This window comes from Marinobacter sp. EN3 (genome assembly GCF_000475315.1).
Classification (GTDB): domain Bacteria; phylum Pseudomonadota; class Gammaproteobacteria; order Pseudomonadales; family Oleiphilaceae; genus Marinobacter; species Marinobacter nauticus.
In genome coordinates this window covers 1-25071 of sequence record NZ_AXCC01000015.1, presented here as the reverse complement: position 1 = coordinate 25071, position 25071 = coordinate 1, and the positions used below count along the sequence as shown (strand labels likewise).

Annotated in this window: 22 protein-coding genes; 17 read left to right on the top strand and 5 right to left on the bottom strand. The window is 54.6% G+C overall.

The window, feature by feature from the left end; translation table 11 throughout:
* The first annotated feature begins 150 nt into the window (after nucleotides 1-150).
* From Q675_RS37725 to Q675_RS25100, 7 genes are read left to right on the top strand one after another with little or no spacing between them, the layout of a single operon-like run.
* On the top strand, nucleotides 151-702 hold the full coding sequence (locus Q675_RS37725; RefSeq protein ID WP_161629037.1) for a GspH/FimT family pseudopilin: 552 nt from the start codon (nucleotides 151-153) through the stop codon (nucleotides 700-702).
* Nucleotides 703-749: 47 nt separating this feature from the next.
* Nucleotides 750-1256, top strand: a complete 507-nt coding sequence (gene pilV / locus Q675_RS37720) for a type IV pilus modification protein PilV (RefSeq protein WP_227499516.1) — start codon at nucleotides 750-752, stop codon at nucleotides 1254-1256.
* Nucleotides 1253-2527: a PilW family protein gene (locus Q675_RS25120; protein WP_023010900.1), complete on the top strand. Its 1275-nt coding sequence runs from the start codon at nucleotides 1253-1255 to the stop codon at nucleotides 2525-2527. Before pilV ends, Q675_RS25120 begins: the two co-directional genes overlap by 4 nt.
* A complete protein-coding gene (locus Q675_RS37715) occupies nucleotides 2518-3048 on the top strand; it encodes a PilX N-terminal domain-containing pilus assembly protein (RefSeq protein ID WP_023010899.1) in 531 nt (176 codons plus the stop codon). Before Q675_RS25120 ends, Q675_RS37715 begins: the two co-directional genes overlap by 10 nt.
* Nucleotides 3049-3085: 37 nt before the next feature.
* Nucleotides 3086-3463: a hypothetical protein gene (locus Q675_RS25110; protein ID WP_023010898.1), complete on the top strand. Its 378-nt coding sequence runs from the start codon at nucleotides 3086-3088 to the stop codon at nucleotides 3461-3463.
* Nucleotides 3460-6693: a pilus assembly protein gene (locus Q675_RS25105; RefSeq protein WP_023010897.1), complete on the top strand. Its 3234-nt coding sequence runs from the start codon at nucleotides 3460-3462 to the stop codon at nucleotides 6691-6693. The genes Q675_RS25110 and Q675_RS25105 overlap by 4 nt, the downstream gene beginning before the upstream one ends.
* Nucleotides 6693-7148 (top strand): type IV pilin protein, encoded by a 456-nt coding sequence (locus Q675_RS25100; RefSeq protein WP_023010896.1) that lies wholly within the window; start codon nucleotides 6693-6695, stop codon nucleotides 7146-7148. Before Q675_RS25105 ends, Q675_RS25100 begins: the two co-directional genes overlap by 1 nt.
* Before the next feature lie 16 nt (nucleotides 7149-7164).
* Here Q675_RS25100 and Q675_RS37835 read toward each other — a convergent pair whose 3' ends face one another.
* The 3 genes from Q675_RS37835 to Q675_RS25090 are packed head-to-tail and all read right to left on the bottom strand — an operon-like array spanning nucleotide 7165 to nucleotide 10846.
* Entirely contained in the window at nucleotides 7165-7719 is a 555-nt protein-coding gene (locus Q675_RS37835; protein ID WP_081698845.1) for a GspH/FimT family protein, read from the bottom strand.
* Nucleotides 7720-7770: 51 nt separating this feature from the next.
* Nucleotides 7771-9150 carry a sigma-54-dependent transcriptional regulator gene (locus Q675_RS25095; RefSeq protein ID WP_023010895.1) on the bottom strand — a complete coding sequence of 460 codons (1380 nt, stop codon included), beginning with the start codon at nucleotides 9148-9150 and terminating at the stop codon, nucleotides 7771-7773.
* Nucleotides 9151-9199: 49 nt separating this feature from the next.
* Nucleotides 9200-10846, bottom strand: coding sequence for a sensor histidine kinase (locus tag Q675_RS25090; protein WP_023010894.1), 1647 nt, complete (start codon nucleotides 10844-10846; stop codon nucleotides 9200-9202).
* 92 nt (nucleotides 10847-10938) lie between these two features.
* On the opposite strand from Q675_RS25090, the gene Q675_RS25085 reads away from it, so the two are divergent.
* A complete protein-coding gene (locus tag Q675_RS25085; RefSeq protein WP_023010893.1) occupies nucleotides 10939-12603 on the top strand; it encodes an NAD+ synthase in 1665 nt (554 codons plus the stop codon).
* A gap of 8 nt (nucleotides 12604-12611) precedes the next feature.
* Here Q675_RS25085 and Q675_RS25080 read toward each other — a convergent pair whose 3' ends face one another.
* Entirely contained in the window at nucleotides 12612-13445 is an 834-nt protein-coding gene (locus Q675_RS25080) for an outer membrane protein assembly factor BamD (RefSeq protein ID WP_031211169.1), read from the bottom strand.
* A gap of 172 nt (nucleotides 13446-13617) precedes the next feature.
* Here Q675_RS25080 and rluD point away from each other — a divergent pair, with 172 nt between their 5' ends.
* From rluD to clpB, 3 genes are all read left to right on the top strand, one after another.
* Nucleotides 13618-14595: a 23S rRNA pseudouridine(1911/1915/1917) synthase RluD gene (gene rluD, locus Q675_RS25075; RefSeq protein ID WP_023010891.1), complete on the top strand. Its 978-nt coding sequence runs from the start codon at nucleotides 13618-13620 to the stop codon at nucleotides 14593-14595.
* 49 nt (nucleotides 14596-14644) lie between these two features.
* On the top strand, nucleotides 14645-15343 hold the full coding sequence (gene pgeF / locus Q675_RS0119110; RefSeq protein ID WP_206769591.1) for a peptidoglycan editing factor PgeF: 699 nt from the start codon (nucleotides 14645-14647) through the stop codon (nucleotides 15341-15343).
* 174 nt (nucleotides 15344-15517) lie between these two features.
* Nucleotides 15518-18097, top strand: coding sequence for an ATP-dependent chaperone ClpB (clpB, locus tag Q675_RS25070; RefSeq protein WP_022992226.1), 2580 nt, complete (start codon nucleotides 15518-15520; stop codon nucleotides 18095-18097).
* An 81-nt stretch (nucleotides 18098-18178) separates the two neighbouring features.
* On the opposite strand, the gene Q675_RS25065 is transcribed toward clpB, so the two are convergent.
* Nucleotides 18179-18655 carry a DUF4124 domain-containing protein gene (locus tag Q675_RS25065; protein ID WP_023010889.1) on the bottom strand — a complete coding sequence of 159 codons (477 nt, stop codon included), beginning with the start codon at nucleotides 18653-18655 and terminating at the stop codon, nucleotides 18179-18181.
* Nucleotides 18656-19125: 470 nt separating this feature from the next.
* Here Q675_RS25065 and Q675_RS25060 point away from each other — a divergent pair, with 470 nt between their 5' ends.
* From Q675_RS25060 to Q675_RS25035, 6 genes are all read left to right on the top strand, one after another.
* A complete protein-coding gene (locus Q675_RS25060) occupies nucleotides 19126-20844 on the top strand; it encodes an acetolactate synthase 3 large subunit (RefSeq protein WP_011784400.1) in 1719 nt (572 codons plus the stop codon).
* A 2-nt stretch (nucleotides 20845-20846) separates the two neighbouring features.
* Nucleotides 20847-21338: an acetolactate synthase small subunit gene (gene ilvN, locus Q675_RS25055; RefSeq protein ID WP_011784401.1), complete on the top strand. Its 492-nt coding sequence runs from the start codon at nucleotides 20847-20849 to the stop codon at nucleotides 21336-21338.
* Nucleotides 21339-21402: 64 nt separating this feature from the next.
* Nucleotides 21403-22419: a ketol-acid reductoisomerase gene (gene ilvC, locus Q675_RS25050; RefSeq protein ID WP_011784402.1), complete on the top strand. Its 1017-nt coding sequence runs from the start codon at nucleotides 21403-21405 to the stop codon at nucleotides 22417-22419.
* Nucleotides 22420-22509: 90 nt separating this feature from the next.
* Nucleotides 22510-23325 carry a CDP-diacylglycerol--serine O-phosphatidyltransferase gene (pssA, locus tag Q675_RS25045; RefSeq protein ID WP_011784403.1) on the top strand — a complete coding sequence of 272 codons (816 nt, stop codon included), beginning with the start codon at nucleotides 22510-22512 and terminating at the stop codon, nucleotides 23323-23325.
* Between the two features lie 87 nt (nucleotides 23326-23412).
* Nucleotides 23413-24387: a protein-methionine-sulfoxide reductase catalytic subunit MsrP gene (gene msrP, locus Q675_RS25040; protein ID WP_022992230.1), complete on the top strand. Its 975-nt coding sequence runs from the start codon at nucleotides 23413-23415 to the stop codon at nucleotides 24385-24387.
* A complete protein-coding gene (locus tag Q675_RS25035; RefSeq protein ID WP_023010888.1) occupies nucleotides 24387-25004 on the top strand; it encodes a sulfite oxidase heme-binding subunit YedZ in 618 nt (205 codons plus the stop codon). The genes msrP and Q675_RS25035 overlap by 1 nt, the downstream gene beginning before the upstream one ends.
* Nucleotides 25005-25071: the final 67 nt, after the last annotated feature.

Sequence of the window (25071 nt, the reverse complement as noted above, 5' to 3'; positions counted from 1 at the left end):
TCACGCTTTTTTGTTGTCTGGCTACCGCTCACGCCCGGTTTCTCACCGTTTGTCGTTTAGCGGTAGGTGTTCTTTACAGAGTTTCGTAAGCTGAAATTGAGATAATAAGAGGTTTGATCTATGCGTGTCCGGAGTGACGGCGGTTTTACGTTGGTTGAGTTGGTAATCACTGTTGCAGTGATCGCAATCGTTGCAACGATTGCCATACCTGCGATGAGCGATATGGTTACCCGAAATCGCACTACAGGGGCTTTCAACGAACTCAAAGGGTTGGTTGCGTATGCGCGCAGCGAATCAGTTAAAAACGTGGGAGAGTCCGTGCTGCTTTGTGCATCAAACGATGGTGCTGGCTGCACGAACAATACCGATTGGAGCGTGGGGTGGCTTGTTGTTCGAGACTCCAACGGCAATGGAGCATTCGACAGCGGCGAGCCCTTGTTAAAGGTCATTGGCCCTTTGCCAAACGGGATAAACCTTAGTGTTAAAACCGGCAATAGTACGCAGTTTAATTCTATATCTGTTGCAATTTCAGGTGATGGAGCTCCCGCTGGTGGTAACCCGATAACGTTCAAATTATGCGATGCATTTGGGGCGAGTGAAGCCCGTGGGCTTATCGTATCGGTGTCCGGTCAGGTGCGGGATGCAGCGCGGGATAGTAGTGGGAATCGTGAAGATCATAGAGGAGTCGATTTTCAGTGTTAAAACAACGGCTCGAGAACAGCGCTATGACGAAACGGAAGGAGAATAAGGTGACATTCTCGAACAGACAGCGCGGAATGACCTTGATAGAGATCTTGGTGACGGTACTTGTACTGGCTGTTGGCTTGCTTGGTATGGCCAGTTTGACGGTGGGCAGTCTCAAAAACAACCAAGGCGCATTTTTACGGACGCAAGCAACAATTCTTGCCTACGATATGGCTGACCGTATGAGAGCGAACTCTGCGGAAGCTATTGCGGGAAGCTATGACGGGTTGAAAACGAAAACAGCGAGTGCAGCAACTTGTGGTACATCTGGTTGCACAGGGAGCGAGCGGGTTGCTGCTGATCTTTATGCTTGGAAGCAGCAGGTAGAAGGGGTTAACGGAAGCATGGCGATGTTACCTGGGGGAGAGGGGGAAATATCAGGTGGCGGAGGTGCAACCAACGCAGGCAACGTGTTTACGATCACAATCACGTGGAAGGAAGATCGATGGAGTGAGGTTAAGGATTCCATATCTACAGAAGACCAACAAACTGTCGTCGAGTTTACGTTATGAGTGATTTCAAGCGTAACACCACATTTTCCAAGCCAGGTTCTATCTCATTCCAGATTGGTCTTTCGCTCGTAGAATTGATGATAGCGCTTGCTCTGAGCGTAACTCTCATACTCGGTATTTTTATTGTCTACACGGATTCAATGCGGACCACGCGGGTTGGAGAGTCACTCGCCCGGATTCAGGAGTCTGGGCGTATCGGGCTGGATATAATATCGCATGAAGTTCGAATGGCTGGCTATCAGGGTTGCTCCGATAGCTACACTGTTCCAATTCGTGTTGTTGCGCACAACCCCCCGCCATCCCTTACGCCTGCATCTGGCGAAGATAACGTGTATCTCTATAACTCCGGGTTGAGGGGGTGGCAGGTAACTGGATCAACTCAGTCTAGCTGGGATAGTGGAACAGATTTTGAAGATCTTGGCATTATCGAGGACGACGCGTTGCCTGGTAGTGATGTGCTAATGGTGCAAAGGGCGAGGTTGCTCAGCGCTACAGTCAGGAGTCCCGGCATGGGAAGCGCAACTGGTTCGATACCAATAGATGATCCCGATGGGCTTTTTGGGGCGAGTGCTGCATTCAGTTCTGGCTCCTTGCTGATGATTGCCAGTTGTGAGTTTGCCGATGTGTTTCGGATGACGAATAATCCTTCGGGTGCCAATAAATCCTTAGAGCATGCAACAACTGCAAATAGCAACTCCAGTTTGTCAATTGCTTATGCGGCAGACGAAGACGCGGAGATTTATTCACTGGCGAGTACCGTTTTCTTTGTTGCAGATACTGGCCGAGTAGACGATCAAGGAAACAATATTACCGCCCTTTATCGAGCCTCAAACAGCTTTCCTGACAGCGCAACACCAAGCTTTCAGCGCGAGGAGCTTGTGGAGGGAGTAGAAGCGATGAAGGTTCAGTACGGTTTGCGAACGGATCCCAGCAGTAACACCATTAATTACGTTGACGCTTCAGGTGTGGGTGCTACCGACTGGAAGGATGTAGTGGTCATTCGTGTTGGTTTGCTGGTAAGTGCTCCCGGTAATGTATTGCAGCAGGATGACAGCCAGTCATACGAACTGCCTGGCGCGCTCTTTGTCGCCAGTAACCCGGCTGCGGGCCAACAAGAGCATCCTTCAGACAGGCGACTGCGCAAAGCATTTGTCAGTACGCTGGATATCCGGAACCGGAGATGTGGCGAATTCAAGCAGCTCGGAACGACGGGGCTGTGGGAATGGGAAACTGCAGACGAAAACAGTGGAGATGGTGATCCATGCAACTAATTAAAGGCGATATGAAGTCGGAAGCACTTCATTTTTCAGGTGTTGCCAAGGTTGGAACCGGTCAGCGAGGAGCCGCGCTGATTATTAGTCTGGTAGTTTTGTTAGTCATTACCGTGATCGGGTTGGCAAGCATGAATACCTCGATCCTCCAGGAGCGGATGTCTGCAAACGCACAGAATGCTCGTCAGGCCTTTTTTGCTGCCGAGTCCGCGAGTCAGGACCTTTTTCGGAAGTTGGAGCCTATGGATTCCAGTTCAGCAGAATGGAAGTTGGCTCTAGATGCCCTGGATGCAGGTATACGTGTTGCAACAACCCCACAGGCATATAGTGGTGCCGGCTCTGGCAAGGTGGCCACAGCGGAATTGAGATATTTAGGAGAGGCTACTCTTATAGAGGGGCATTCGTTTGGAGAGGACATAGAAACATTTCGCCAACGCTACGAGATCATCGGAGACGCCTCAGTGACGGGCACGGGCGCCACAAGTCAGGTGATTCGTGGTGTCAGCGTTGTTTTCTACTAAGAGCATTTTGTTGGAAATATCATCCAGAGGTGAGCTTATGAGTTACCTTATAAAAGTACTGATTTTGTTAAGTGCGCTTGTTGTACAGGTTTCTTTTGCACAGGAGGCCCCTACGGCATTTGTATATAAAGAGATAACAATTGGGGAACAGGCGGTAGAGTCTCCAAAAGTTGTAGTCGTTTATTCAGATGCGTCTGGAGTGGTGGAGGTTCGTTTTCAGGAGTGTGACGGGTGCGAGTTCAGAACTCTCTTTCCAGCACAAGATATCAGGTTTAGCGCCGGAGGTGAAAGCCTGCCTGCAGACGTCGTCAGCGAAAAATACAGGAATAGCCCTGGAACTGTTTTCTATGACGCATCGACCGCCAAAGTAAACCGTATTAAGTATTTCCAAACCCGTAATGGGGGTGAAAAATGAAGATTTACACAGGAAGGTTGGCTGCTTTCATTTTGGGCTTTGCTATGGCACTTAGTTCTACAGTGACAGTTGCAGATGATACTGAGATATTCTTCAATACTGAGAGCACCAGCATCCGACCTAACCTACTTTTTATCCTGGATAATTCCGGGAGTATGGAGGCTATGGTTACGGTTAAAGTACCATCAGATCCCGTTTATAATCCGTCAAAGACATACTCTGGTAGTTATACTTCTGATCGTATTTATTATGGGTCACCGTATAATTATAATTATATTAGTCAAAGTCAGTTAAAATGTGAGGATATGAAGGCGCGCATTCCTGAGGTTGGTGTTCTTAAAAGCTATCGGATGGCATACAAACGTAAGACAACGGGTGACTGGGTTGATTTTGATGGGTTCTTTAATGGGTTCTTCGTTTCGGGTCAGGATGTTGATTGTGAGACTGATAACAATAGTAATATCAATATCGACTGGGAAAGCGATACCACGCTCAGGGATTTCTATTACGGAAACTATCTGAATTGGCAAAATAGCGGTGATAGTACTGTAGAAATGACTCGCCTGGAAGTTATGCAGGGCGTCGCCCGAGATCTTGCTGACACCATTACCGGCGTAAATATTGGGCTGATGGCGTTTGACACGGTAGGCCCGAATGGGGGCTGGCCTGATGATCAGTATCGCGGCGAAGGTGGCGTGATACTTGAGGCAGTCCGCCCGGTTTCAGAAAGCCGTGCTGATTTTAAGGCTGCGGTTAATGCACTGGGGACCGATACTAACACCCCTCTTTCAGAAACTCTGTTTGGTGCCAAACGATATTTTGAGGGTGGCAATCCGTTTCTCAGCCAACCTTCGAGTCAAGCCAGTAATGCTATGGACGGCAATTCTTATAAGAGCCCGATAGAACTCGAGTGTCAATCGAACAACATTGTTCTGTTAACCGATGGAGATCCGACACTAGATAGTAACCATAAGACTTTTATTGAGAGTGTAGTAGGAGGCTGTGAGGGTAATTGTCTCGATGAAATCGCGGGATACATGAGAAATAATGATATATCTGGAGTGCATAAAGGAGTTCAGAACGTAACGACTTATACGGTCGGATTTTCTGAAGACGCTCCGGGTTCTTTGCTGGGTATGACTGCAAAAGCTGGAGGCGGAAAATATTACAAAGCGACCGATGCGCAGCAATTAGCGGGCGCGTTTGATGACATCGTAAGAAGCGTTCTTGAAACCAGCAGCACATTCGTTGCACCCGGTATTGCAGTGAACTCTTTTAATCGTTTAAATCACTTTAATGCGCTCTATTACTCTGTCTTCGAACCAGATACCCGCCCGCTCTGGGAAGGGAACCTTAAGCGTTACAAAATATCTGACGCGGGGAAAATTGTAGATGTTAACGGTAATGAGGCAATCGATCCTGTCACTGGTTTCTTTAAAGATGGTGCGCAGAGTTGGTGGGCACAAGCGCCAGACGGCAAAGCTGTAACAGCTGGTGGGGTGCGTTCAAAACTCCCCGATGTAGCGAATAGCAGAAAAGTATACACCTGGATCAGCGGACGTGATTTGACCGCTAGCACCAACATAATCTCTACGTCCAACACAGATGCTTTGACGAAGTCGCTTTTAGGCGACAGTTCCATGACAGATGCTGAGCAGGAGGCGTTGATACGATGGATTCGTGGTGAGGATATTAAGGATGAGGACGGTGATAACCAGACTAATGATGCCCGCAAGTTTGTGGCTGATCCGCTGCATTCGGAGCCCAAACTGATCGTTTATGGTGGCACAGAAGAAAGTCCTGATACGGCTGTTTTTTTTGGTGACAATCAGGGGTTTTTACATGCCATTAATGGCAGAACTGGCGAATCATATTTTGCTTTCATGCCTGTTGAATTGCTGAAGAATCAACGCACGTTAATGGATAATAGTGACACCGTGTCGGATCGCATCTACGGTATGGATGGATCGATAGTTAGTTGGGTGAAGAACCCAAGTGGTGCCATTGATGCGTCGGATGGTGACCACGTGTACTTGTACACCGGGATGCGCCGGGGTGGTCGCAGCTACTATGCATTGGATGTAACGGATAGAACGAAGCCAAAAGCAATGTGGCATATTTCTGGCGAATCTGAAGGGTTTTCTGAACTTGGTCAAACCTGGTCTACTCCCGTTAAAAGCAAGGTTAAGATCGGCGAAACTATCAAGGATGTGCTGTTTTTTTCTGGCGGGTATGATGCGAACCAAGACGACGTATCCACTCGCACCAACGATAGTATGGGGCGTGCGCTTTACATTGTAGATGCTAAAACAGGTGCGCGGTTGTGGTGGGCAGGCCCCAAGGAAGAGGGTTCTACTGCGAATCTTAAGCTCGAAAAAATGAAGTACAGCATTCCGGCATCTCCCAAAGTGCTTGATATCGATGGCGATGGTCTTGCTGACCAGGTGTACGTCGGTGACATGGGCGGTCAGGTATGGCGGTTTGACCTGAATAACGGGAACTCTGTGGACAGCTTCGCCACCGGCGGCCCTATAGCAGACTTTGCGGGCGATGATGTGGCGAATGCGCGACGTTTTTATCACACTCCGGATCTTTCGATCAGCCGTTATTGGGGGAAGCGTTACCTGACGCTAGTGATTGGTTCCGGCTACCATGCTCATCCCTTAAACAAGGTCATTGAAGATCGCGCGTACATGCTACGGATTCCATCACTATACGGGGCACCGGCCGATTCGACCGGTACTGTGAGCTATACAACTCATACTGAAAGCGATCTTTTTGACATAACTGATAACAAAATCGGTGAGGGTAACGATTCGGAGAAGCTTGCAGCTGAACAAAGTTTGGCGAGTGCTAGTGGCTGGATGCTCAAGTTCGAGAACAGCGGTGAAAAAATGCTGTCATCAAGCATTGTTGTTGATGGCGTAGCAACATTCACTACCTATGAACCTGCAGCGGCTTTGTCGGCGTGTGCTCCGTCAACGGGACGTTCACGTCTCTACTCGGTTCTGCTGCGTGATGGCCGACCGGTCCGCAATTATGATGGTATAGATGGGGTTGACGATCTTAAAAAGAGTGATCGCAGCAAGGATGTGACCGACCCCGGTATACCACCGTCTCCAAAACTGCTGAGAACAGAAGAGAGTGCGTTCATCTGTGTTGGTACAAACTGTGAGGAAGTGGAGGACAGCAACACCTTTACTCAAACATTCTGGAGGGAGGTTGAGTGATGGGACTTGGTTGTCGTGCTAGCCGAGGCTTTACCTTGATAGAGATGATGATTGTGGTGGCCATTGTCGGCATTCTTGCCGCTGTGGCCTACCCTTCTTACCAGGAGCATGTGAAGGCGTCCCGAAGGGCTGAGGCTCAATCGGCCCTGATGGGACTCGCAGCAGCCATGGAGAGGCACTTTACGGCTAACAATACGTACAAAGGCGCCGGGCCAAGTGGCGGAGATACCGGCGCCCCTAGTATATATTATGATCAGGTTCCCGACGGCGGAGGGACCGCATACTATAATCTGACTATCGCAAACGCCTCAGATTCAGCGTTCGTGGTGCAAGCAACTCCGGTGAATGCGCAGGCCGGGGATGGGTTTCTGGATATTAACAATCAGGGCATCAGACGCTGGGACAGGGACGACGACGGTTCTATTGGTACCGGCGAGACAAGCTGGAAAAAGTAGGAGTTGGCCTCTGGGGTCAGCACTGAATCAGTGCGCCCCAAGATAATCGGATTTTATTGTCGAAGTCCTTGTCATGAACGGCGCGGAAGCGGCCGCCTCGATTGACGCCTAGATAGCTCATTGGTTGTCGCGAATTTGATTCCGGGCATGCTACTAAGGATCCGCTAGCTCCATGTACAAGTCCGCTAGGGCTAAAGGTTAGGTAACCACGCCCACCGGTTCGAGATTTCATGCGATAATTTTTTACAGGTTGAATGACCTTCCATACAGTGTTGCCGTCTGGTCGCAAATCCTTATCTCGATCCGGGAATATCGAAGCGGGTAATGTCCAGTCGTCTACGCACTGGTTCCCCGACGTTAGAGGGCATATGGTCACTAAGGCGCCAGTATGCACGGCTTGTGAGCGTGCAAACGAAAAAGCGCCGTTGTAGGTGGCGATCAGTTCACGCTGGCGTGATTTGACAACCTCTTTATCCATCGCCGGAACGGCTATGCTGAGTGTGATGGAAAGAATGATCAATGTTGTTAAAAGCTCAACTAGTGTTAAGCCTCGATTTTGAGTAATCGGCATGTAGCCTCCTTGGCAAATTAGCAGCTTTCATCCTGAAAGCATTTGTATTATTCACTCCATCCCCAACTTCTTCAACCGATACCGCATCGCCCGAAAACTAATCCCCAGCCTTTTGGCCGCCGCGGTCTTATTCCAACGCGTAGCCTCAAGCGCCTTCTCGATAGCTTGCCGCTCGATCGTCTCAAGATAATCTTCTAAATCAATTTCCCCTTCAGGTACCAAAGCCGAAAGCCCTTCGCGATCGAGTCCGGGCCCTCTGCCTGCACTGCCGCGGGCCACGCCTCCACCAAGATGAAGGTCTTCCGCATCAATACGATCTTCATCACACAGCGTAAACGCCCGCTCCAGAATGTTCTCAAGCTCCCGCACATTGCCCGGGAAGTCATAGCTTTTCAGTCGCTCAATCGCGGGAGTGGTTAAAGTGGCTGGATCACACTCATACTCTCCAGCAATGCGCTCCAATATGTGCTCGGCCAGTAGAGGGATATCGTCTCTTCGTTCTCGAAGTGCGGGTACGGCCAGCTCAATGACGTTGATGCGGTAAAACAGATCCTGGCGGAAGCTGCCTTCCTGCACCAGTTCCGGCAGGTTTTTGTGGGTGGCGCTGAGCACCCGGATGTCCACTGGCACTTCTTTGGTATCGCCGACCGGACGAACGGCTTTCTCCTGGATAGCCCGCAGCAGTTTTACCTGCATGGCCAGCGGGAGATCGGCCACTTCGTCCAGAAACAGGGTGCCACCATCGGCGGAGCGGAACAGGCCCTGTTTATTTTCGACGGCTCCGGTAAAACTGCCCTTCTTGTGGCCAAAGAACTCGCTTTCCATCAACTCCGAGGGGATAGCTCCACAGTTCACGGCGACAAAGGGGCCGTCACTTCGGGGGCCTTGCAGATGAATCATGCGGGCAACCAGCTCCTTGCCGCTGCCGGATTCGCCGCTGATAAACACCGGTGCCTGGCTTCTGGCGAGCTTTTTCGTCTGTGTGCGCAGTTTTCGGATTTGCGGCGAGTCGCCCAGAAGCAGGCCGGGCTCATCGGACTCGGCGGTTTCGCCGGTCTGGGGTTCTGACAGCTTCAGAGCGCTGTTGACCAGTTCCCGCAGGCGGGGTAGCTCCACGGGCTTGGACACGAAGTCAAAGGCGCCGGCCTTGAGCGATTCGATGGCTGTGTCCATGCTGCCATAGGCGGTAATCACCGCAACGGGCGTGCAGGGCGTGTGTTGCTGAATCCAGTGTACAAGCTCTATGCCATTGCCGTCGGGCAGGTTCATGTCGGTCAGGCAGAGCTGGGGGTTGTGCTGCTGCAGTAATTCCCTGGCGCTGGCCAGATCGGGGGCAGTGTAGGTGGTAATGCCCATCCGGGTGAGGGTAATTTCCAGTAGATCCCGGATATCCGGCTCGTCGTCAACAATCAGCGCTGTCTGTGTAGTCATTCTGTGTCTTCGGTTCCCTGTTGAATTCAAACGCCCGATGGCCAGCTGGTCAGATCATTCGCCCGGGGTGAGCAAACGTTATGCGGAATCGGCACCCCGGCTGTCCGTCATCGACCAGCGACAGGTGTGCCTGGTTGGCTTCGCATAACTCCCTGGCCAGGTAGAGGCCAAGCCCGGTTCCGCTTTTATCCGTTGTGAAAAAGGGCTCGAATACGGAATGCCGATGCTCGGCACTGATGCCCGGGCCAAAATCCCGAACGTCCACGTAAGCCCGTTTGCCATCGGCCGTGGCGCCCGCAATTAATTTTATCCTGTTTTGCCCGGTCTGCTGTTTGCTGTACCGCAAACCATTGTCGCACAGATTCACCATCACCTGCTCAATCTGACTCTTGTCGAAACGAGCCTGTGGAATCTGCTCGCTGATATTCAATTCGATCGTGGTGGCCGTTTCCCCATTCAGCGTCTGCACGAAATCATCCCGGAACTCGCGAAGCCATTGGCCGACATCTATCAGCTCGGAATTTGCGGTCCGGCGGCGAGAGAGGTCCAGTACATTCTCGATGATGCCATTCACCCGTCGGGAGTGACGGCGAATGATATCGAGCATGCGAAGATCCCCTTCATCCAGGCTGGGGGATTCTTCCATTAACTGGGCAGCGTGGCTGATGGCGCCGAGAGGATTCCGGATTTCGTGAGCGATGCCAGCCGTTAAGCGTCCGAGGGACGCCAGCTTCATCTGTTGGGCCTGCTGGGTCACTTTACTCATGTCTTCAATAAACACCAGAATCTGGTCGCCCCGTTCCTGGTCCAGTTGCGTGAAGTTGGCCTGCAAAAGCGGTGAGGTAGTCGACGCCTGAAAGGGTTCAATCCGCATGTTGGGGTTTTTCAGCCAGCTTTCGAGCCCCTGCCTGAGCGGTTTAGGCAGTAGCCGTGCACGGGGCTCCAGATCTTCTCCATCGGCGCTCACACCGAACAGCAGTTCTTCGGCGGCGGCGTTGGCAAGCCGAATCTGGCCGAAACGATCAAGCACCAGGATGCCGGTACGCATGCGCTGGATGATCTGCTGGTTGATCTGTTCCAGTTCCTGAATGCTCCGTGCCCGGCTGCTGGCCAGGGCTTCGCTTCGGATCATCCGTTTTGAAATGCCCTGCAGGACAAAAGCCGCGGCAAAGTAGAGTATGCCCAGAGAGCCCGCCCGGACAATGTCGTCGGCGGTTTCATTGATGGCGAGTACCGCCCAGCCGGAGATGCCGAGAGAGCAGATGGCAGCTAGCGCCGCGTAGAAGGTGCCTATCCGGCTTGGTGTCAGAATATTGCCCGCCGCCACCGAAATGATAACCAGGTTGGCCAGGCCATTAGTGATACCGGTGCTGGCCAGTAACAGTCCATGCATCACCAGTATGTCGATCAGAATGGAGAGCGTGATATGCCGCTGTCTTGGCTGAAAGCCGGCAAGCAGTAGCAGTGCGGTAAAGCCATTGACTGCCAGGTAGGTAACCACGCCCGCCTGGTAGTACTCCAGCCAGCGGAACTTGCTGTCGGTGGTGAATGGATCGAAGAGCAGCAAGCCCAGCAGCATCAGGCTGATGACCACGCGATAATGATTGTAGATCCGGAACAGCCTTCCTTGTTGCTGCTTGGCCGGCGGCCCGAAAGCAGAGCGCTTGCTGTCTTTGTCGGCAGTGTCTTGAGCCATGGAGCGAGTCATCTGTCTGTGTGCGGGAGAAATCTTTGCTGTTGACGGGTTATAATAGCCTTTTAACGGCAACAAGTTACAGGAGCCAGTCCATGCCGGAAGCCGGTCAAGCACCCCAGAGCCAGAGCGCCGCCAGAAAACTCCGCGTTGTTATGGCGCAACTGGATTTCCTGGTGGGAGATATTCCGGGTAATACCGATCTGATTCTGGAGGCAACCCAGCGGGCCTGGGATGAGCATCAGGCCGATATCGTTGTCTTTCCGGAGCTTTGCCTGACCGGCTACCCGCCGGAGGATCTCCTGTTGCGCCCGAGTCTGGATCTTCGCGTGAGCGAAGCACTGGAAAAGCTGCAAAGTGCAGCATTGCCTCCGGCGATGGTCATCGGTGCTCCGATTCGCTCTGGAGGGTTGCTATATAATGCGGCGCTGGTGATTGAAGCCGGTCAGATTCGCGGTCGCTACTTCAAACGCTTCCCGCCGAACTACCAGGTTTTTGACGAAAAGCGCTATTTCGCCGAAGGTTCCGACACACTGGTGCTCGACATTAAAGGCCAGCCTGTCGGCATTACCGTGTGTGAGGATCTCTGGAAAGATGGCCCTGTGGAAGATGCGGCAGCCGCGGGTGCCCGGCTCATCCTTAATCTCAATGCCTCGCCCTACGATATCGATAAACAGGCCCGTCGCAAGGCTTTGCTGGAACGCAAGTCCCGGGAGAACCGGGTCAGCATCGTCTATGTGAACCTTGTGGGCGGCCAGGATGAGCTGGTGTTTGATGGCGGCTCCATGGTGTTTGATCATTCCGGTGGGCTGTCGGCGGAAGTGCTTCAGTTCGAGGAGGGGCTGTACCCGGTGGATTTCCTGTGCGAGCACCATTGTCAGCCGATTTCTCGGCCATTACCGCCAGAACCGCAGCTGGAAGCCAATGTTTATAGTGCCCTGGTAACCGGCGTACGGGATTACGTCAACAAGAATGGTTTCAAGTCGGTGGTGTTGGGCCTGTCAGGCGGCATCGATTCCGCGGTTACACTGGCGGTTGCGGTGGATGCCCTGGGCAAGGAGCGTGTGCGCGCGGTGATGATGCCGTTCCGGTATACCTCCAGCATCAGCCTGGAAGATGCCGAAGCCGAGGCCACCGCCCTGGGTGTGCAGTATGACGTATTCTCCATTGAGCCCATGTACGATGCCTTCATGGCGGCGCTGGCAGAACCGTTTGCGGGCACAAAGCCGGATACCACCGAGGAAAACCTTCAGGCCCGTCTGCGGGGCGTGCTGCTTATGTCACTGTCCAACAAGTTTGGCTCTTTGGTGCTTACGACCGGCAACAAGAGTGAAATGGCGGTTGGCTATTCCACGCTATACGGTGACATGGCCGGTGGCTTTGATGTTCTGAAGGATGTGCCGAAAACGCTGGTGTTCCGGCTGGCGCGCTACCGCAATACCCTGTCACCAGTGATTCCGGAGCGGGTGATTACCCGCCCGCCCTCAGCCGAGCTGGCGCCGGATCAGAAAGATGAGGACAGCTTGCCGGGCTATGACGTACTGGATCAGATCCTGAATCTATACGTGGAGCGTGATTACAGTGCCGATGCCATCGTAGCGGAAGGGTTTGAACGCGAAGACGTGGACAGGGTGGTCAGGCTGGTCGATATCAATGAATACAAGCGCCGCCAGGCCCCCATCGGTGTTCGTATTACCGAGCGGGGCTTTGGCAAAGACCGGCGCTATCCCATTACCAACGGCTGGAAGAGCGGGAAGTAATCCCGCTCTTATTCATCCCCCATCAGACCAAAGGTCACCACGTTGGTTAGTGACCGGTTCTGGCGGCGAAGAAGATCCGATTCGTACTCACCGTTCTCGTTGAAGGCCTCGCTGTTGGGGAAGTTTTTTCTCAGGGTGGCAATGGCATCGTTGGCGCCCTTTTTCAGCTCCAGAAAGCGGAAGGTATCCGCCAGGATCATCAAGGCCTCCTCCACTGAAGGCGAAGAAGGGTAGTTCTCCACCACGTACCGGGCACGGTTATTGGCCGCCACATAGGCTTCACGCTTGATGTAGTAGCGGGCTGCGTGCAGCTCCAGTTCAGCCATGCGGTTGCGGATGGCGATCATGCGCTGGCGGGCGTCCAGGGCATATTCACTGTCCGGAAACCGGTTCAGCAGCTGTGAGAAATCGCGGAAGGCCTGCAGCTGCTCGCCGGGATTGCGCGCGGCCACATCAACAGGGAAGTAGCGGGCGGCCAGGCCAAGGTCCAGGTTGTAGGAGGCTAGCCCTCTCATATAGAGGGCATAGTCCAGGTGATCACTCTGCGGATTCAGGCGCATGAAGCGGTCGGCGGCAGCCCGGGAACCTTCAAGGTCGAGGTTCTGGTAACGGGCAAAGATCAGATCAAGCTGGGCCTGTTCGGCATAACGGCCGAATGGATAATAGGTTTCCAGGGCATCCAGGTTCTGTTCGGCTTCGTTGAAGTTGCCCGAGTTCATGGCCTCACGGGCATTCTCGTAATAGGTTTGTTCCGGCAGGACTTCCACCTCCTTCTGGGACGCACAGCCGGCGGCAAGCGCAAAAAGTGTGGAAAGTAGCAGTAATCGAACGACTGATCTCATGCCGGAATCCCGTATAATGTTCAGAACTTGTGGTTGGATTGGTCATTGTAACGGGGAAGGCTGTCTGTGTGCAGTGTTTCCCGATATTGGCACCAGAATCTGACCGAAACGTAACATCGCCGCCTGTCCGGCGGCCGTCTGCGCCAGAAACCAACGGCGAAAACGAGGCTGAATGACTTCCGAAAACCGAATTACCGGCCAATTTACCGTACCGCCGGAGCTCAGCGATAAACGGCTGGACCAGGCAGCGGCGGAACTGATGCCCGAGCATTCCCGCTCCCGCCTGCAGTCCTGGATCAAGAGCGGAGCCCTGACGGTGAATGGAAAATCCCGTAAGCCGCGGGACAAGGTAATGATGGGCGATTCCCTGGCGCTCAATGCTGAGCCTGAAGTGCAGGTGACCTGGGAAGCCGAACCCATCAGCCTGGATATCGTCTACGAAGATGAGCACTTGCTGGTGATTAACAAGCCGGCCGGGTTGGTGGTGCACCCAGCGGCCGGCCATTCTGATGGCACGCTGGTGAACGCCCTGCTGAATTACGCGCCGGAAGTGGAAAACCTGCCGAGGGCAGGTATTGTTCACCGCCTGGACAAGGATACCTCCGGCATCATGGTGGTGGCCCGCAGCCTGATTGCACATACCTCCCTGGTAGACCAGCTGCAAACACGCACGATGGGGCGGGAGTATGAGGCCGTGGTGGTGGGCGCGCTGACCGGTGGTGCAACAGTTGACGCACCTATTGGCCGTCATCCGCAGGATCGTAAACGCATGGCCGTGGTTTCCAGTGGCAAACCGGCGGTCACCCATTACCGCCTGCTGGAGCGTTTTGCCGCGCATACCCTGGTTCGTTGCAAGCTGGAAAGTGGCCGCACCCATCAGATCCGTGTGCACATGGCGCATGTGCGCCACCCGCTGGTTGGTGATCCTGCCTACGGTGGGCGTCTGCGGTTGCCCAAAGGCACTACAGAGGAGCTTCGGGATGTACTGGCTGCGTTCACCCGGCAGGCCCTGCATGCGAGACAGTTGACCCTTGAGCATCCGGAAACGGGTGAGATTCTGAGCTGGGAGGTGCCGCTACCAGAGGATATGGTTCACCTGATCGAAGCTCTGCGCAAACACGCCCGGGAGCTGGAAGAACGTGATTTCTGACAACTACATCCTGAGGCCGAGTTGGTCCGCACCGGGGGCGGTGCAAGCCATGTGCACGACTCGCAAGGGAGGCGTCAGTGAGGCGCCGTGGAGTTCGCTCAACCTCGGGGATCATGTCGGGGATAGCCCTGAATCTGTCGCCGAAAACCGGCAGCGCCTGGCCCGCTTCACGGGGTTAGAGGTGGATCGGATTGGCTGGTTGAATCAGGTGCATGGTGCGAGGGTGGTCGAGCTTACACCCGACAACGCTCAACAGGTTCCTGAAGCGGATGCCAGTTTCACCCGATCGCCCGGCCTTAGTTGTGCCATTCTGACTGCCGACTGCCTGCCCGTAGTGATTGCGGATTCCGATGGAACCGTAGTGGGGGCTGCTCACGCCGGCTGGCGCAGCCTCAGCGGAGGCGTGCTGGAAAACCTGGTCAGTGCGATGGCGGTTGAGCCTGACAAGCTTTCGGCCTGGCTGGGCCCCGCCATTGGTCCCGACAGTTTCGAAGTTGGCCCGGAAGTGCGCGAAGCGTTTGTTCAGCACAGTCCGGAAGCTGCGAAAGCCTTTGACACCAAGGGTGCCCGCCCGGGCCATTTCATGGCCGATATCTACAGTCTGGCAACCCTGCGTCTGAGTCAGGTTGGTGTCTCGTCCGTCGCTGGCGGTAGTCTGTGCACCGTTCAGGATCGGGAATGGTTCTTTTCCTATCGCCGGGATGGTCAAACCGGCCGTATGGCCACCCTGGTCTGGCTAAAATCCTGAAGTCTCGATAGCTCTTCCTGATGTGTTAACTGACAGCCGTCAAATTTCTGACGAATTGCGGTCTGCCCAACTTGAACTCCCCCCACTTGCCCCTACATTAAGTTTCAAAGCAATCGGAATATCCGGACCACAGGGTTGATCGGTATTCACTACGAATTTTGGGGATAAGAGCACATGAGAATCGACAAGCTCACTAGCAAGCTGCAAACCGCGTTGGCGGATGCGCAGTCCATCGCGGTTGGCAAAGACCATAACTTCATCGAGCCCGTGCATCTGATGCAGGCCCTGCTGGACCAGCAGGGAGGCTCCATTAAACCGCTGCTCAAACAAGTGGGGGTTGAGCCCGGCCGGGTACGGCAGGCCGTGGCGAAGGAAATTGAGAACCTGCCGGAAGTGCAGGGCAATGCCGGCGATGTGTCCATGTCGAACGACATGGGTCGACTGTTCAACATTTCCGACAAGCTGGCCCAGAAGCGGGGTGACCAGTTCATATCCAGTGAGCTGGTTCTGCTGGCGGCGGTTGAAGACCGCGGCTCCCTGGGGCGCATTCTGCGAGAGCAAGGCGTTGACAAGGCGGCGCTGGAAAAGGCCATTGACGAAGTACGCGGGGGAGAGTCGGTGAATGATGCCGGCGCGGAGGAAAACCGTCAGGCGCTTTCAAAGTACACCATTGATCTTACCGAGCGGGCTGAAGCCGGTAAGCTGGACCCGGTAATCGGTCGCGACGACGAAATCCGTCGCACCATTCAGGTACTGCAGCGCCGACGCAAGAACAATCCGGTGCTGATTGGCGAACCGGGTGTGGGTAAAACCGCGATTGTTGAGGGGCTGGCCCAGCGTATCGTCAACGGCGAGGTGCCCGATGGCCTGAAGGACAAGAAAGTACTGTCGCTGGACATGGGCGCATTGATTGCCGGCGCCAAGTTCCGGGGTGAGTTTGAGGAGCGCCTGAAGGCAGTGCTTAACGAGTTGTCGAAACAGGAAGGCCAGATCATCCTGTTCATTGACGAAATCCACACCATGGTAGGCGCCGGGAAAGCCGAGGGTTCGATGGATGCCGGAAACATGCTGAAGCCGGCGCTGGCCCGGGGTGAGTTGCACTGTGTCGGCGCCACCACGCTGAATGAGTACCGGGAGAATATTGAAAAAGATGCAGCACTGGAACGCCGTTTCCAGAAGGTGTTGGTCAGTGAGCCCAGCGAGGAAGATACCATCGCCATCCTGCGTGGGCTGAAAGAGCGTTATGAGGTTCACCATGGGGTTGAGGTAACGGATGGCGCCATCATCGCGGCCGCCAAGCTGTCTCATCGATATATTACCGATCGTCAGTTGCCGGATAAGGCCATTGACCTGGTGGATGAAGCGGCCAGCCAGATCCGTATGGAAATGGACTCCAAGCCTGAGGCTCTGGATCGTCTGGAGCGCCGGCTGATTCAGCTCAAGATTGAGCGGGAAGCCCTGAAAAAGGAAACCGACGCAGCCTCTAAGAAGCGGCTGGAAGAGTTGTCTGCCGTGATCGGCAACGTTGAGCGCGAATACGCCGACCTTGAGGAAGTCTGGAACACTGAAAAGGCGGCTCTACATGGCTCCCAGAAGATCAAGAGCCAACTGGAGCAGGCCAGGATTGACCTGGAGAATGCCCGCCGTGCAGGGGATCTGGGCAAGATGTCCGAGCTGCAGTACGGCAAGATCCCGGAGCTGGAGCGCCAACTGGATATGGCCAGCCAGGCGGAAATGATGGAAATGAAGCTGTTGCGCAACCGGGTCACGGATGAAGAAATTGCGGAAATCGTTTCAAAGTGGACCGGGATTCCGGTATCCAAGATGCTGGAGGGTGAGCGCGACAAGCTGATGCGCATGGAGGAAGCCCTCCACGATCGGGTCATTGGCCAGGATGAGGCGGTGGAAGCGGTATCCAATGCGGTGCGCCGGTCACGGGCTGGTCTGTCGGATCCGAATCGTCCCAACGGTTCTTTCCTGTTCCTCGGCCCGACCGGGGTGGGGAAGACCGAGTTGTGCAAGGCGCTGGCAAACTTCCTGTTCGATACCGAAGAGGCCATGGTTCGCATCGATATGTCGGAATTCATGGAGAAGCACTCGGTCGCCCGTTTGATTGGTGCGCCTCCCGGATATGTGGGGTATGAAGAGGGTGGCTACCTGACCGAGGCCGTGCGTCGCAGGCCCTACTCGGTTCTGCTTCTGGATGAGGTTGAAAAGGCGCACCCGGATGTCTTCAACATCCTGCTTCAGGTGCTGGATGATGGGCGTCTGACCGATGGTCAGGGCCGCACGGTCGACTTCCGCAACACAGTGGTGGTGATGACCTCAAATCTGGGTTCCCACATCATTCAGGAGAAGGCCGGAGAAGAGAACTACGAAGACATGAAGTCGGCGGTGATGGAAGTGGTTGGCACCCATTTCCGGCCGGAGTTCATTAACCGTGTGGATGAAGTGGTGGTGTTCCATCCGCTGGCGGAGTCCCAGATTCAGGGTATTGCCCGCATCCAGATCGAGAATCTGGCTCGTCGCCTGAAGGATCAGGATATGAAACTGGAACTCGGAGACGACGTCATGCAGTTGCTGGCGGAAGTCGGGTACGACCCGGTTTATGGTGCCCGGCCGCTGAAGCGGGCGATTCAGCGCATGATCGAAAATCCGCTGGCGCAAAAGCTGCTTCAGGGTGCGTTTGTGCCCGGCGATATCATTCGTGCAACGGTGCAGGAAGACCGGTTGGTATTCAGCAAGAACGGCTGACGAGGGAACTACAGTTGCTGATTTAAAAAAGGGCGGAAGACACGAGTCTCCGCCCTTTTCTGTTATCCGAACCCCTAGGCTTTAACGCGGGCTGCTGCCACCTTGTTCCGGGCCGCAGTTTTCGTCTGCGATTTCCTGGAATTTCTGGCGCTGCTGCGCAATTTCCTCGGGACTCAGATACCGGGTTTCACCGTTCTCCTCCACCCGGATACGAGCGTTGTTATTGATCACCTCAAGATTGGAGCGAGCTGTGCCGCAGTTGGCCTCGCGCTGCTTCCGGCGAGCTTCTTCAACCGCGGATTCTTCTCGTTGCTGCTGCTCTGCCGCTTGTTGTTCCTGCAGTTCGTCCAGCTGTTCCTGTGCGCTTCGGCGCTGAACACCAGCGCCCTGACTGGTGCCGGAACGAACGTTGACCTGCTCGGCGTTACGGCCGGTTGGCTGTCGGTCGCCAAAGTGTGTTACGCCGTTCTCGTCTGTCCACTTATAGACCGAAGCGCTGGTTGCAAGGCCGGGTGCGGCCGCCATCAATACCGTCAGCAATAATATTTTTCGGTTCATGTCTCTGCTCGTCACTTGGTTACTGCCTGTGGCTATCATGCCATCGGATGGCTGGATTTTCCTGTCTCTGGTTCAAAATCTTGCACGCAGTTTTGCACAGTATGGCAGAGAGAGGCGAATTCGGCGGTAATTAAGCCACAGCGCCTATTGACAGCGAGTTTCCCGCTGTCAGAATTACCGATTGCCTGAAGACTGGGGTCAATACGGCAGGCAATCCCGAGCGAGTATCCCCCGTTAATCACCACACTGCGTTCGCCAGCGTCTGGCGGGCCTTGGTTGTTGCTTACGTGCAACCCGTTGATTGGCCGTTCTCCGCAACCCTCAGGAGGGCGGCTGGCCAGGAGACAACCTCTTTAGTTTTGGTGTGGAGGAGTACGCCGGTTCCGCTTTCACAAGAAGCAGGGAAACCGAGAATCCAGGCAACCGGGGCGTAACCCGGCTCATTCACTCGTAGAAGAGGGTAGAAAATCGTGGAGTTATTGTCTGGCGCCGATATGCTGATCCGCTCCCTGCAGGATGAAGGGATCGAATACATATACGGCTATCCGGGTGGTGCAGCCCTTCATATTTATGATGCGCTGTTCAGGCAGGACAAAGTCAAGCATATTCTGGTGCGGCACGAACAGGCGGCGGTCCACATGGCCGACGGCTATGCCCGTGCAACCGGAAAACCAGGTACCGTACTGGTGACCTCGGGTCCTGGAGCCACCAACACCATTACCGGCATTGCCACCGCGTTCATGGATTCCATCCCCATGGTGGTTCTGTGCGGCCAGGTTGCATCCACCCTTATTGGTGAGGATGCCTTCCAGGAAACCGATATGATCGGTGTTTCCCGTCCGGTGGTTAAGCACAATCTGAGCGTTCGTCACCCCGAGGAAATCCCTGAGGTAATCCGCAAGGCATACTACATCGCTGCTACCGGTCGTCCCGGTCCGGTTGTGGTTGATATCCCGAAGGATATGACCACACCGAATGAGCGCTATGAGTACTCCTATCCCAAGAAGGTCAAGCTGCGCTCCTATAACCCGGCGGTTCGTGGCCATGCCGGTCAGATCAAAAAAGCCGTCGACATGCTGATGGCGGCCAAACGCCCGGTCATCTATGCCGGCGGCGGTGTGATCCTGGGCAAGGCTTCCAGCCAGTTGACCGAGCTGACCCGGACCCTGGGCTTCCCTATCACCAACACCCTGATGGGCATTGGTTGCTATCCGGCGACTGACAAACAGCACCTGGGCTGGCTGGGTATGCACGGTACCTATGAAGCCAACATGGCGATGCACCATTCAGATCTGATTCTCTGTGTGGGCGCGCGCTTTGATGATCGCGTGACCAACGCCACCGAGAAGTTCTGCCCGGGCGCGCGCATTATTCATATCGATATCGACCCGGCATCTATCTCAAAGACCATAGATGCAGACGTGCCCATTGTCGGCCCGGTGGATGCGGTACTGAAAGAAATGCTGTCGCTGGTAAAAGAATCCAGGGACAAGCCGGATGCCGAGGCGCTGGCATCGTGGTGGAAGCAGATTGAAGAGTGGCGCGCGTTCCACGGCATGCGTTACGAGACCAGCCCGGATGTAATCAAGCCCCAGGAAGTGGTCGAGATGCTCTGGAAGCTCACCAATGGTGATGCCTTCGTAACCACCGATGTAGGTCAGCACCAGATGTTTGCTGCCCAGTACTACAAGTTCGACAAGCCGAACCGATGGATCAACTCCGGTGGCCTCGGCACCATGGGCTTCGGCCTGCCGGCCGCCATGGGCATCAAACTGACCCATCCGGAAGATGAAGTGCTGTGCTTTACTGGTGAAGGCAGTATCCAGATGAATATCCAGGAACTGTCCACCTGCAAGCAGTACGATCTGCCGGTGAAGATCATCAACCTGAATAACCAGGCTCTGGGCATGGTCAAGCAGTGGCAGGACATGAATTACGAGTCCCGCCATTCCCAGTCTTACATGGAGTCTTTGCCGGACTTCATCAAGCTGGCGGAAGCGTATGGTCATGTGGGTGTGCGCATTGATCGCAAGGAAGACCTGGAGCCCAAGCTCAAGGAAGTCCTGGCCATGAAAGACAAACTGGTGTTTGTCGATATCTATGTGGACCGCTTTGAGCATGTCTATCCCATGCAGGTCGCTCGAGGATCCATGAAAGACATGTGGCTCAGCAAAACGGAGAGGGTGTGATCATGCGTCGAATCATTTCTGTTTTGCTGGAAAACGAACCCGGCGCACTGTCTCGTGTGGTTGGCCTGTTTTCGCAGCGCAACTACAACATCGAAACCCTGACCGTGGCGCCCACGGAAGACGAAACCCTGTCTCGCCTGACTGTCACCACGACAGGTTCCGACAAGGTTATCGAGCAGATCACCAAGCAGCTGAACAAGCTGATCGAAGTGGTCAAGCTGGTGGATCTGACCGAGGGCGCTCACATCGAGCGGGAGCTGATGCTGGTCAAGCTCAAGGCAACCGGATCCCAGCGTGCCGAGATCAAGCGCACGGTGGATATCTTCCGTGGCCAGATTGTGGATGTCACCAGTTCTGTCTACACCGTGCAGCTTGCCGGCGACAGTGAAAAGCTGGACGGCTTCATTCAGGCGGTGGGCACTTCGGGTGTTCTGGAAGTTGTTCGCACTGGTGTATCTGGCATTGCCCGGGGCGAAAAGGTGCTCAGCCTGTAAGGGCTGCCGAAACAAATCGAAAATCATGGCCCCGAGGGGTCAGTACATATAATAGAGGTTTCTCATGCAGGTTTATTACGATAAGGATTGCGATCTTTCCATCATCCAGGGCAAGAAAGTTGCCATTCTCGGCTTCGGCTCCCAGGGTCACGCTCATGCGTGTAACCTGAAGGACTCCGGTGTAGACGTGGTTGTTGGTCTGCGTGCCGGTTCATCCTCCATCGCCAAGGCTGAAGCCTATGGACTGAAGACCAGCGATGTGGCTTCTGCCGTTGCATCTGCAGACGTGGTCATGGTTCTGACGCCGGACGAGTTCCAGGCCCAGCTGTACCGTGAGGAAATCGAGCCGAACCTGAAGCAGGGCGCTACCCTGGCCTTCGCTCACGGTTTTGCGATTCACTACAACCAGATCGTTCCGCGCAAAGATCTGGACGTGATCATGGTTGCTCCGAAAGCTCCGGGCCACACTGTGCGCACCGAGTTCACCAAGGGCGGTGGTATCCCTGACCTGATTGCGATCTTCCAGGACGCGTCCGGCAACGCCAAGAATGTAGCTCTGTCCTACGCCAGCGGCATCGGCGGCGGCCGTACCGGTATCATCGAAACCACCTTCAAGGACGAAACCGAAACCGATCTGTTCGGTGAGCAGGCGGTTCTGTGCGGTGGTGCGGTTGAGCTGGTTAAAGCCGGCTTCGAAACCCTGACCGAAGCAGGCTACGCTCCGGAAATGGCGTATTTCGAGTGTCTGCATGAGCTTAAGCTGATTGTTGACCTGATGTACGAAGGCGGTATCGCCAACATGAACTACTCCATCTCCAACAACGCCGAGTACGGTGAATACGTAACCGGCCCGGAGGTGATCAACGAGCAGTCCCGCGAAGCCATGCGTAACGCATTGAAGCGCATCCAGAGTGGTGAATACGCCAAGATGTTCATCTCTGAAGGCGCATTGAACTACCCGTCCATGACCGCTCGCCGTCGCCAGAATGCGGCTCACGAGATCGAAACCGTGGGCGAGAAGCTGCGTTCCATGATGCCGTGGATTTCCGCGAACAAGATCGTGGACAAAGACAAGAACTGATCCGGATTTTCGGTAAGGTTTGGAAACGCGGCCCCTTGTGGCCGCGTTTTTCGTTTATACTCCGCCCAAATGCTTTCCGGAGTTTATGGAATGACTGAAGAAAAGAATACCGTGGAAAAATCAGAAACCAGGAAAGCCGCAGATCCGGAAATTGAGCCCGGTGAAGTGGTTGAAGAGGAGCTTGTTGAGGGGGCAAAGGTTCGTCGCAAAGGCATTTACCTGCTTCCCAACGCGCTGACGACAGCCTCTCTGTTCTCTGGATTCTATGCGATTGTTTCTGCCGCCAATGGTGTGTTCGACAATGCGGCCATTGCCATTTTCGTGTCCATGATTCTGGATGGGCTGGATGGCCGTGTTGCCCGGATGACGAATACTCAGAGCAAATTCGGTGAGGAATACGACAGCCTTGCCGACATGGTGGCCTTCGGTGTTGCGCCCGGCCTGGTGGCGTTTTTCTGGTCCCTCAACGGATTGGACAAAGTGGGCTGGGTGGTTACGTTCATCTACGTGGCCGGCGCAGCATTGCGGTTGGCCCGGTTCAATACCCAGATCGGCTCCGTGGACAAAAAATACTTTGTGGGCCTGCCTAGTCCATCGGCAGCTGCCTGTGTTGCGGGGCTGGTGTGGTGTTTCCACAGTTTCGAGCCATCGTCCTGGCTGACGTTGCTGACAATTATCGTTGTGGCCGGAACCGGTGTGCTGATGGTCAGCAATATCCTTTACCGCAGCTTCAAGGATCTCGATCTTCGAGGTCGGGTGCCTTTCGCGGCAATACTTCTAGTGGTGCTGGTGTTTGTGGTGATCGCCCTTGATCCCGCCACCGTACTCTTCACCGGGTTCCTGATTTACGCACTTTCCGGCCCGGTTCGGGCTCTGTTCCGTCGCAAGCCGGCCCGCGCTCGGTAGGGCTTACCCCTCGGCCGAGTGAATCGGCCGGGAATTTTCTCGGGAACCTCCGGTCAGTTACCTCAAGTAATGAATTGGAGATTCCCGATGCTTATCAAGCGCCGCCCGTCGTGGGCTCTGTCAGAATCTGAAGTGACGCCTGAATCCGTCTACCTGAACCGGCGGAAATTCATGGCCGGGACGATGGCATCCGCTGCGGCGCTGACCATGCCGGGCCTGCTCAGGGCGGAGGAGGGCGGAATTCCTGGCGACTCCCTGCAATATAAGGCCATGCCGGCGTTTTCTACCGACGAAAAGAAAGCGCCTTACCCCGCGATTACTTCCTACAACAATTTCTATGAATTTGGCACGGATAAGGGCGATCCTGCGCGCTATGCCGATGCCATGTCGGTCGACCCCTGGTCTGTGTCTGTCGAAGGTGAATGTGCAAAGACAGGCACCTATGCGCTGGAAGATCTGTTGAAGCCTCACCAGTATCAGGAGCGTATTTACCGGTTGCGTTGCGTGGAAGCCTGGTCGATGGTGATTCCGTGGGTCGGTGTGCCGTTGGCCGAAGTGCTCGCCAGTCTGCAGCCGACATCAAAAGCTAAATACGTCTACTTCGAAACGCTTCATGATCCGGGCCAGATGCGTGGGCAGCGCTCCATGTTCAGCGTGATTGACTGGCCCTACCGGGAGGGGCTCCGGATGGACGAGGCCATGAACGAGTTGTCGTTTCTGGCCATTGGTTTGTACGGCAAGACCCTGCCAAACCAGAATGGTGCGCCGATCCGCCTGGTTGTGCCATGGAAATATGGCTTCAAGAGCATCAAGTCGATCGTCCGTATCCGCTTCATGGAGCAGCGACCCAAGACCAGCTGGGAGATGATCGCGCCTGAAGAGTATGGCTTTTATGCCAACGTGAATCCGGAAGTGGATCATCCGCGCTGGAGTCAGAAGCGTGAGCGTCGCCTGCCCTCTGGTTTGTTGAGCCCGAACTGGATCGAGACGGTGAAGTTTAACGGCTATGGTGAGCACGTCGCCCATTTATATAAGGGCATGGATTTGTCCAGGTATTATTGATGGCATCCAAGGCTTCTCGTCAATTTCCCTATGCTCCGGTTAAAGTTCTGGTTTTTCTGATCTGCCTGATTCCGCTCGCGTTGATCGGGTGGGACATCCAGAACGGTAATCTGGGGCCTGATCCAGGCCAGACCATTACGGAAGGACTGGGTATCGCGGCGTTCCAGTTTCTGCTGATAACCCTGTTGATCTCACCATTGCGAAAAATCACAGGTTGGGCTGGTTGGCTCCGCTTTCGCAGGATGGTGGGGTTATATGCTTTTTTCTACGCGGCTTTGCATGTGCTCGCCTTCCTCCAGTTCATTCTTGGATGGTTTGATTTATGGGCAGCCTTTACCAAGCGCCCCTATATCATCGCGGGTGGCTTGGCGTTCCTGTTAATGGCGCCGCTGGCGGCGACCTCGACCAGGGGCATGATGAAAAGGGTGGGGCGCGGCTGGAAACCATTACATCGTCTTATCTACAGCTCGGCACTCCTGGCCTGGGTTCATTTTCTGTGGCAGGCGCGCAGCGACGTGACCGAAATGATGATCTATGGCCTGGTGCTGGCTGTTTTATTGGGGGCTCGCGTGTACTGGTCAGGTTTTTCCACGCTCATTCCTCTGAGAAGAGCGTGATTTTGATCAACGTCTGAGCGTTTTGGTGGGTATTTGATCGTTGGCGTAGGTGGAAACCGAAGCCCGG

Excerpts from the sequence above, each read along its gene's own strand:
- Q675_RS25120 (WP_023010900.1), top strand. The coding sequence starts at position 1,253 with ATGAGTGATTTCAAGCGTAACACCACATTTTCCAAGCCAGGTTCTATC.
- Q675_RS37715 (WP_023010899.1), top strand. The coding sequence starts at position 2,518 with ATGCAACTAATTAAAGGCGATATGAAGTCGGAAGCACTTCATTTTTCA.
- Q675_RS25110 (WP_023010898.1), top strand. The coding sequence starts at position 3,086 with ATGAGTTACCTTATAAAAGTACTGATTTTGTTAAGTGCGCTTGTTGTA.
- Q675_RS25105 (WP_023010897.1), top strand. The coding sequence starts at position 3,460 with ATGAAGATTTACACAGGAAGGTTGGCTGCTTTCATTTTGGGCTTTGCT.
- Q675_RS25100 (WP_023010896.1), top strand. The coding sequence starts at position 6,693 with ATGGGACTTGGTTGTCGTGCTAGCCGAGGCTTTACCTTGATAGAGATG.
- Q675_RS37835 (WP_081698845.1), bottom strand. The coding sequence starts at position 7,719 with ATGCCGATTACTCAAAATCGAGGCTTAACACTAGTTGAGCTTTTAACA.
- Q675_RS25095 (WP_023010895.1), bottom strand. The coding sequence starts at position 9,150 with ATGACTACACAGACAGCGCTGATTGTTGACGACGAGCCGGATATCCGG.
- Q675_RS25090 (WP_023010894.1), bottom strand. The coding sequence starts at position 10,846 with ATGGCTCAAGACACTGCCGACAAAGACAGCAAGCGCTCTGCTTTCGGG.
- Q675_RS25085 (WP_023010893.1), top strand. The coding sequence starts at position 10,939 with ATGCCGGAAGCCGGTCAAGCACCCCAGAGCCAGAGCGCCGCCAGAAAA.
- Q675_RS25080 (WP_031211169.1), bottom strand. The coding sequence starts at position 13,445 with ATGAGATCAGTCGTTCGATTACTGCTACTTTCCACACTTTTTGCGCTT.
- rluD (WP_023010891.1), top strand. The coding sequence starts at position 13,618 with ATGACTTCCGAAAACCGAATTACCGGCCAATTTACCGTACCGCCGGAG.
- pgeF (WP_206769591.1), top strand. The coding sequence starts at position 14,645 with ATGTGCACGACTCGCAAGGGAGGCGTCAGTGAGGCGCCGTGGAGTTCG.
- clpB (WP_022992226.1), top strand. The coding sequence starts at position 15,518 with ATGAGAATCGACAAGCTCACTAGCAAGCTGCAAACCGCGTTGGCGGAT.
- Q675_RS25065 (WP_023010889.1), bottom strand. The coding sequence starts at position 18,655 with ATGAACCGAAAAATATTATTGCTGACGGTATTGATGGCGGCCGCACCC.
- ilvN (WP_011784401.1), top strand. The coding sequence starts at position 20,847 with ATGCGTCGAATCATTTCTGTTTTGCTGGAAAACGAACCCGGCGCACTG.
- ilvC (WP_011784402.1), top strand. The coding sequence starts at position 21,403 with ATGCAGGTTTATTACGATAAGGATTGCGATCTTTCCATCATCCAGGGC.
- pssA (WP_011784403.1), top strand. The coding sequence starts at position 22,510 with ATGACTGAAGAAAAGAATACCGTGGAAAAATCAGAAACCAGGAAAGCC.
- msrP (WP_022992230.1), top strand. The coding sequence starts at position 23,413 with ATGCTTATCAAGCGCCGCCCGTCGTGGGCTCTGTCAGAATCTGAAGTG.
- Q675_RS25035 (WP_023010888.1), top strand. The coding sequence starts at position 24,387 with ATGGCATCCAAGGCTTCTCGTCAATTTCCCTATGCTCCGGTTAAAGTT.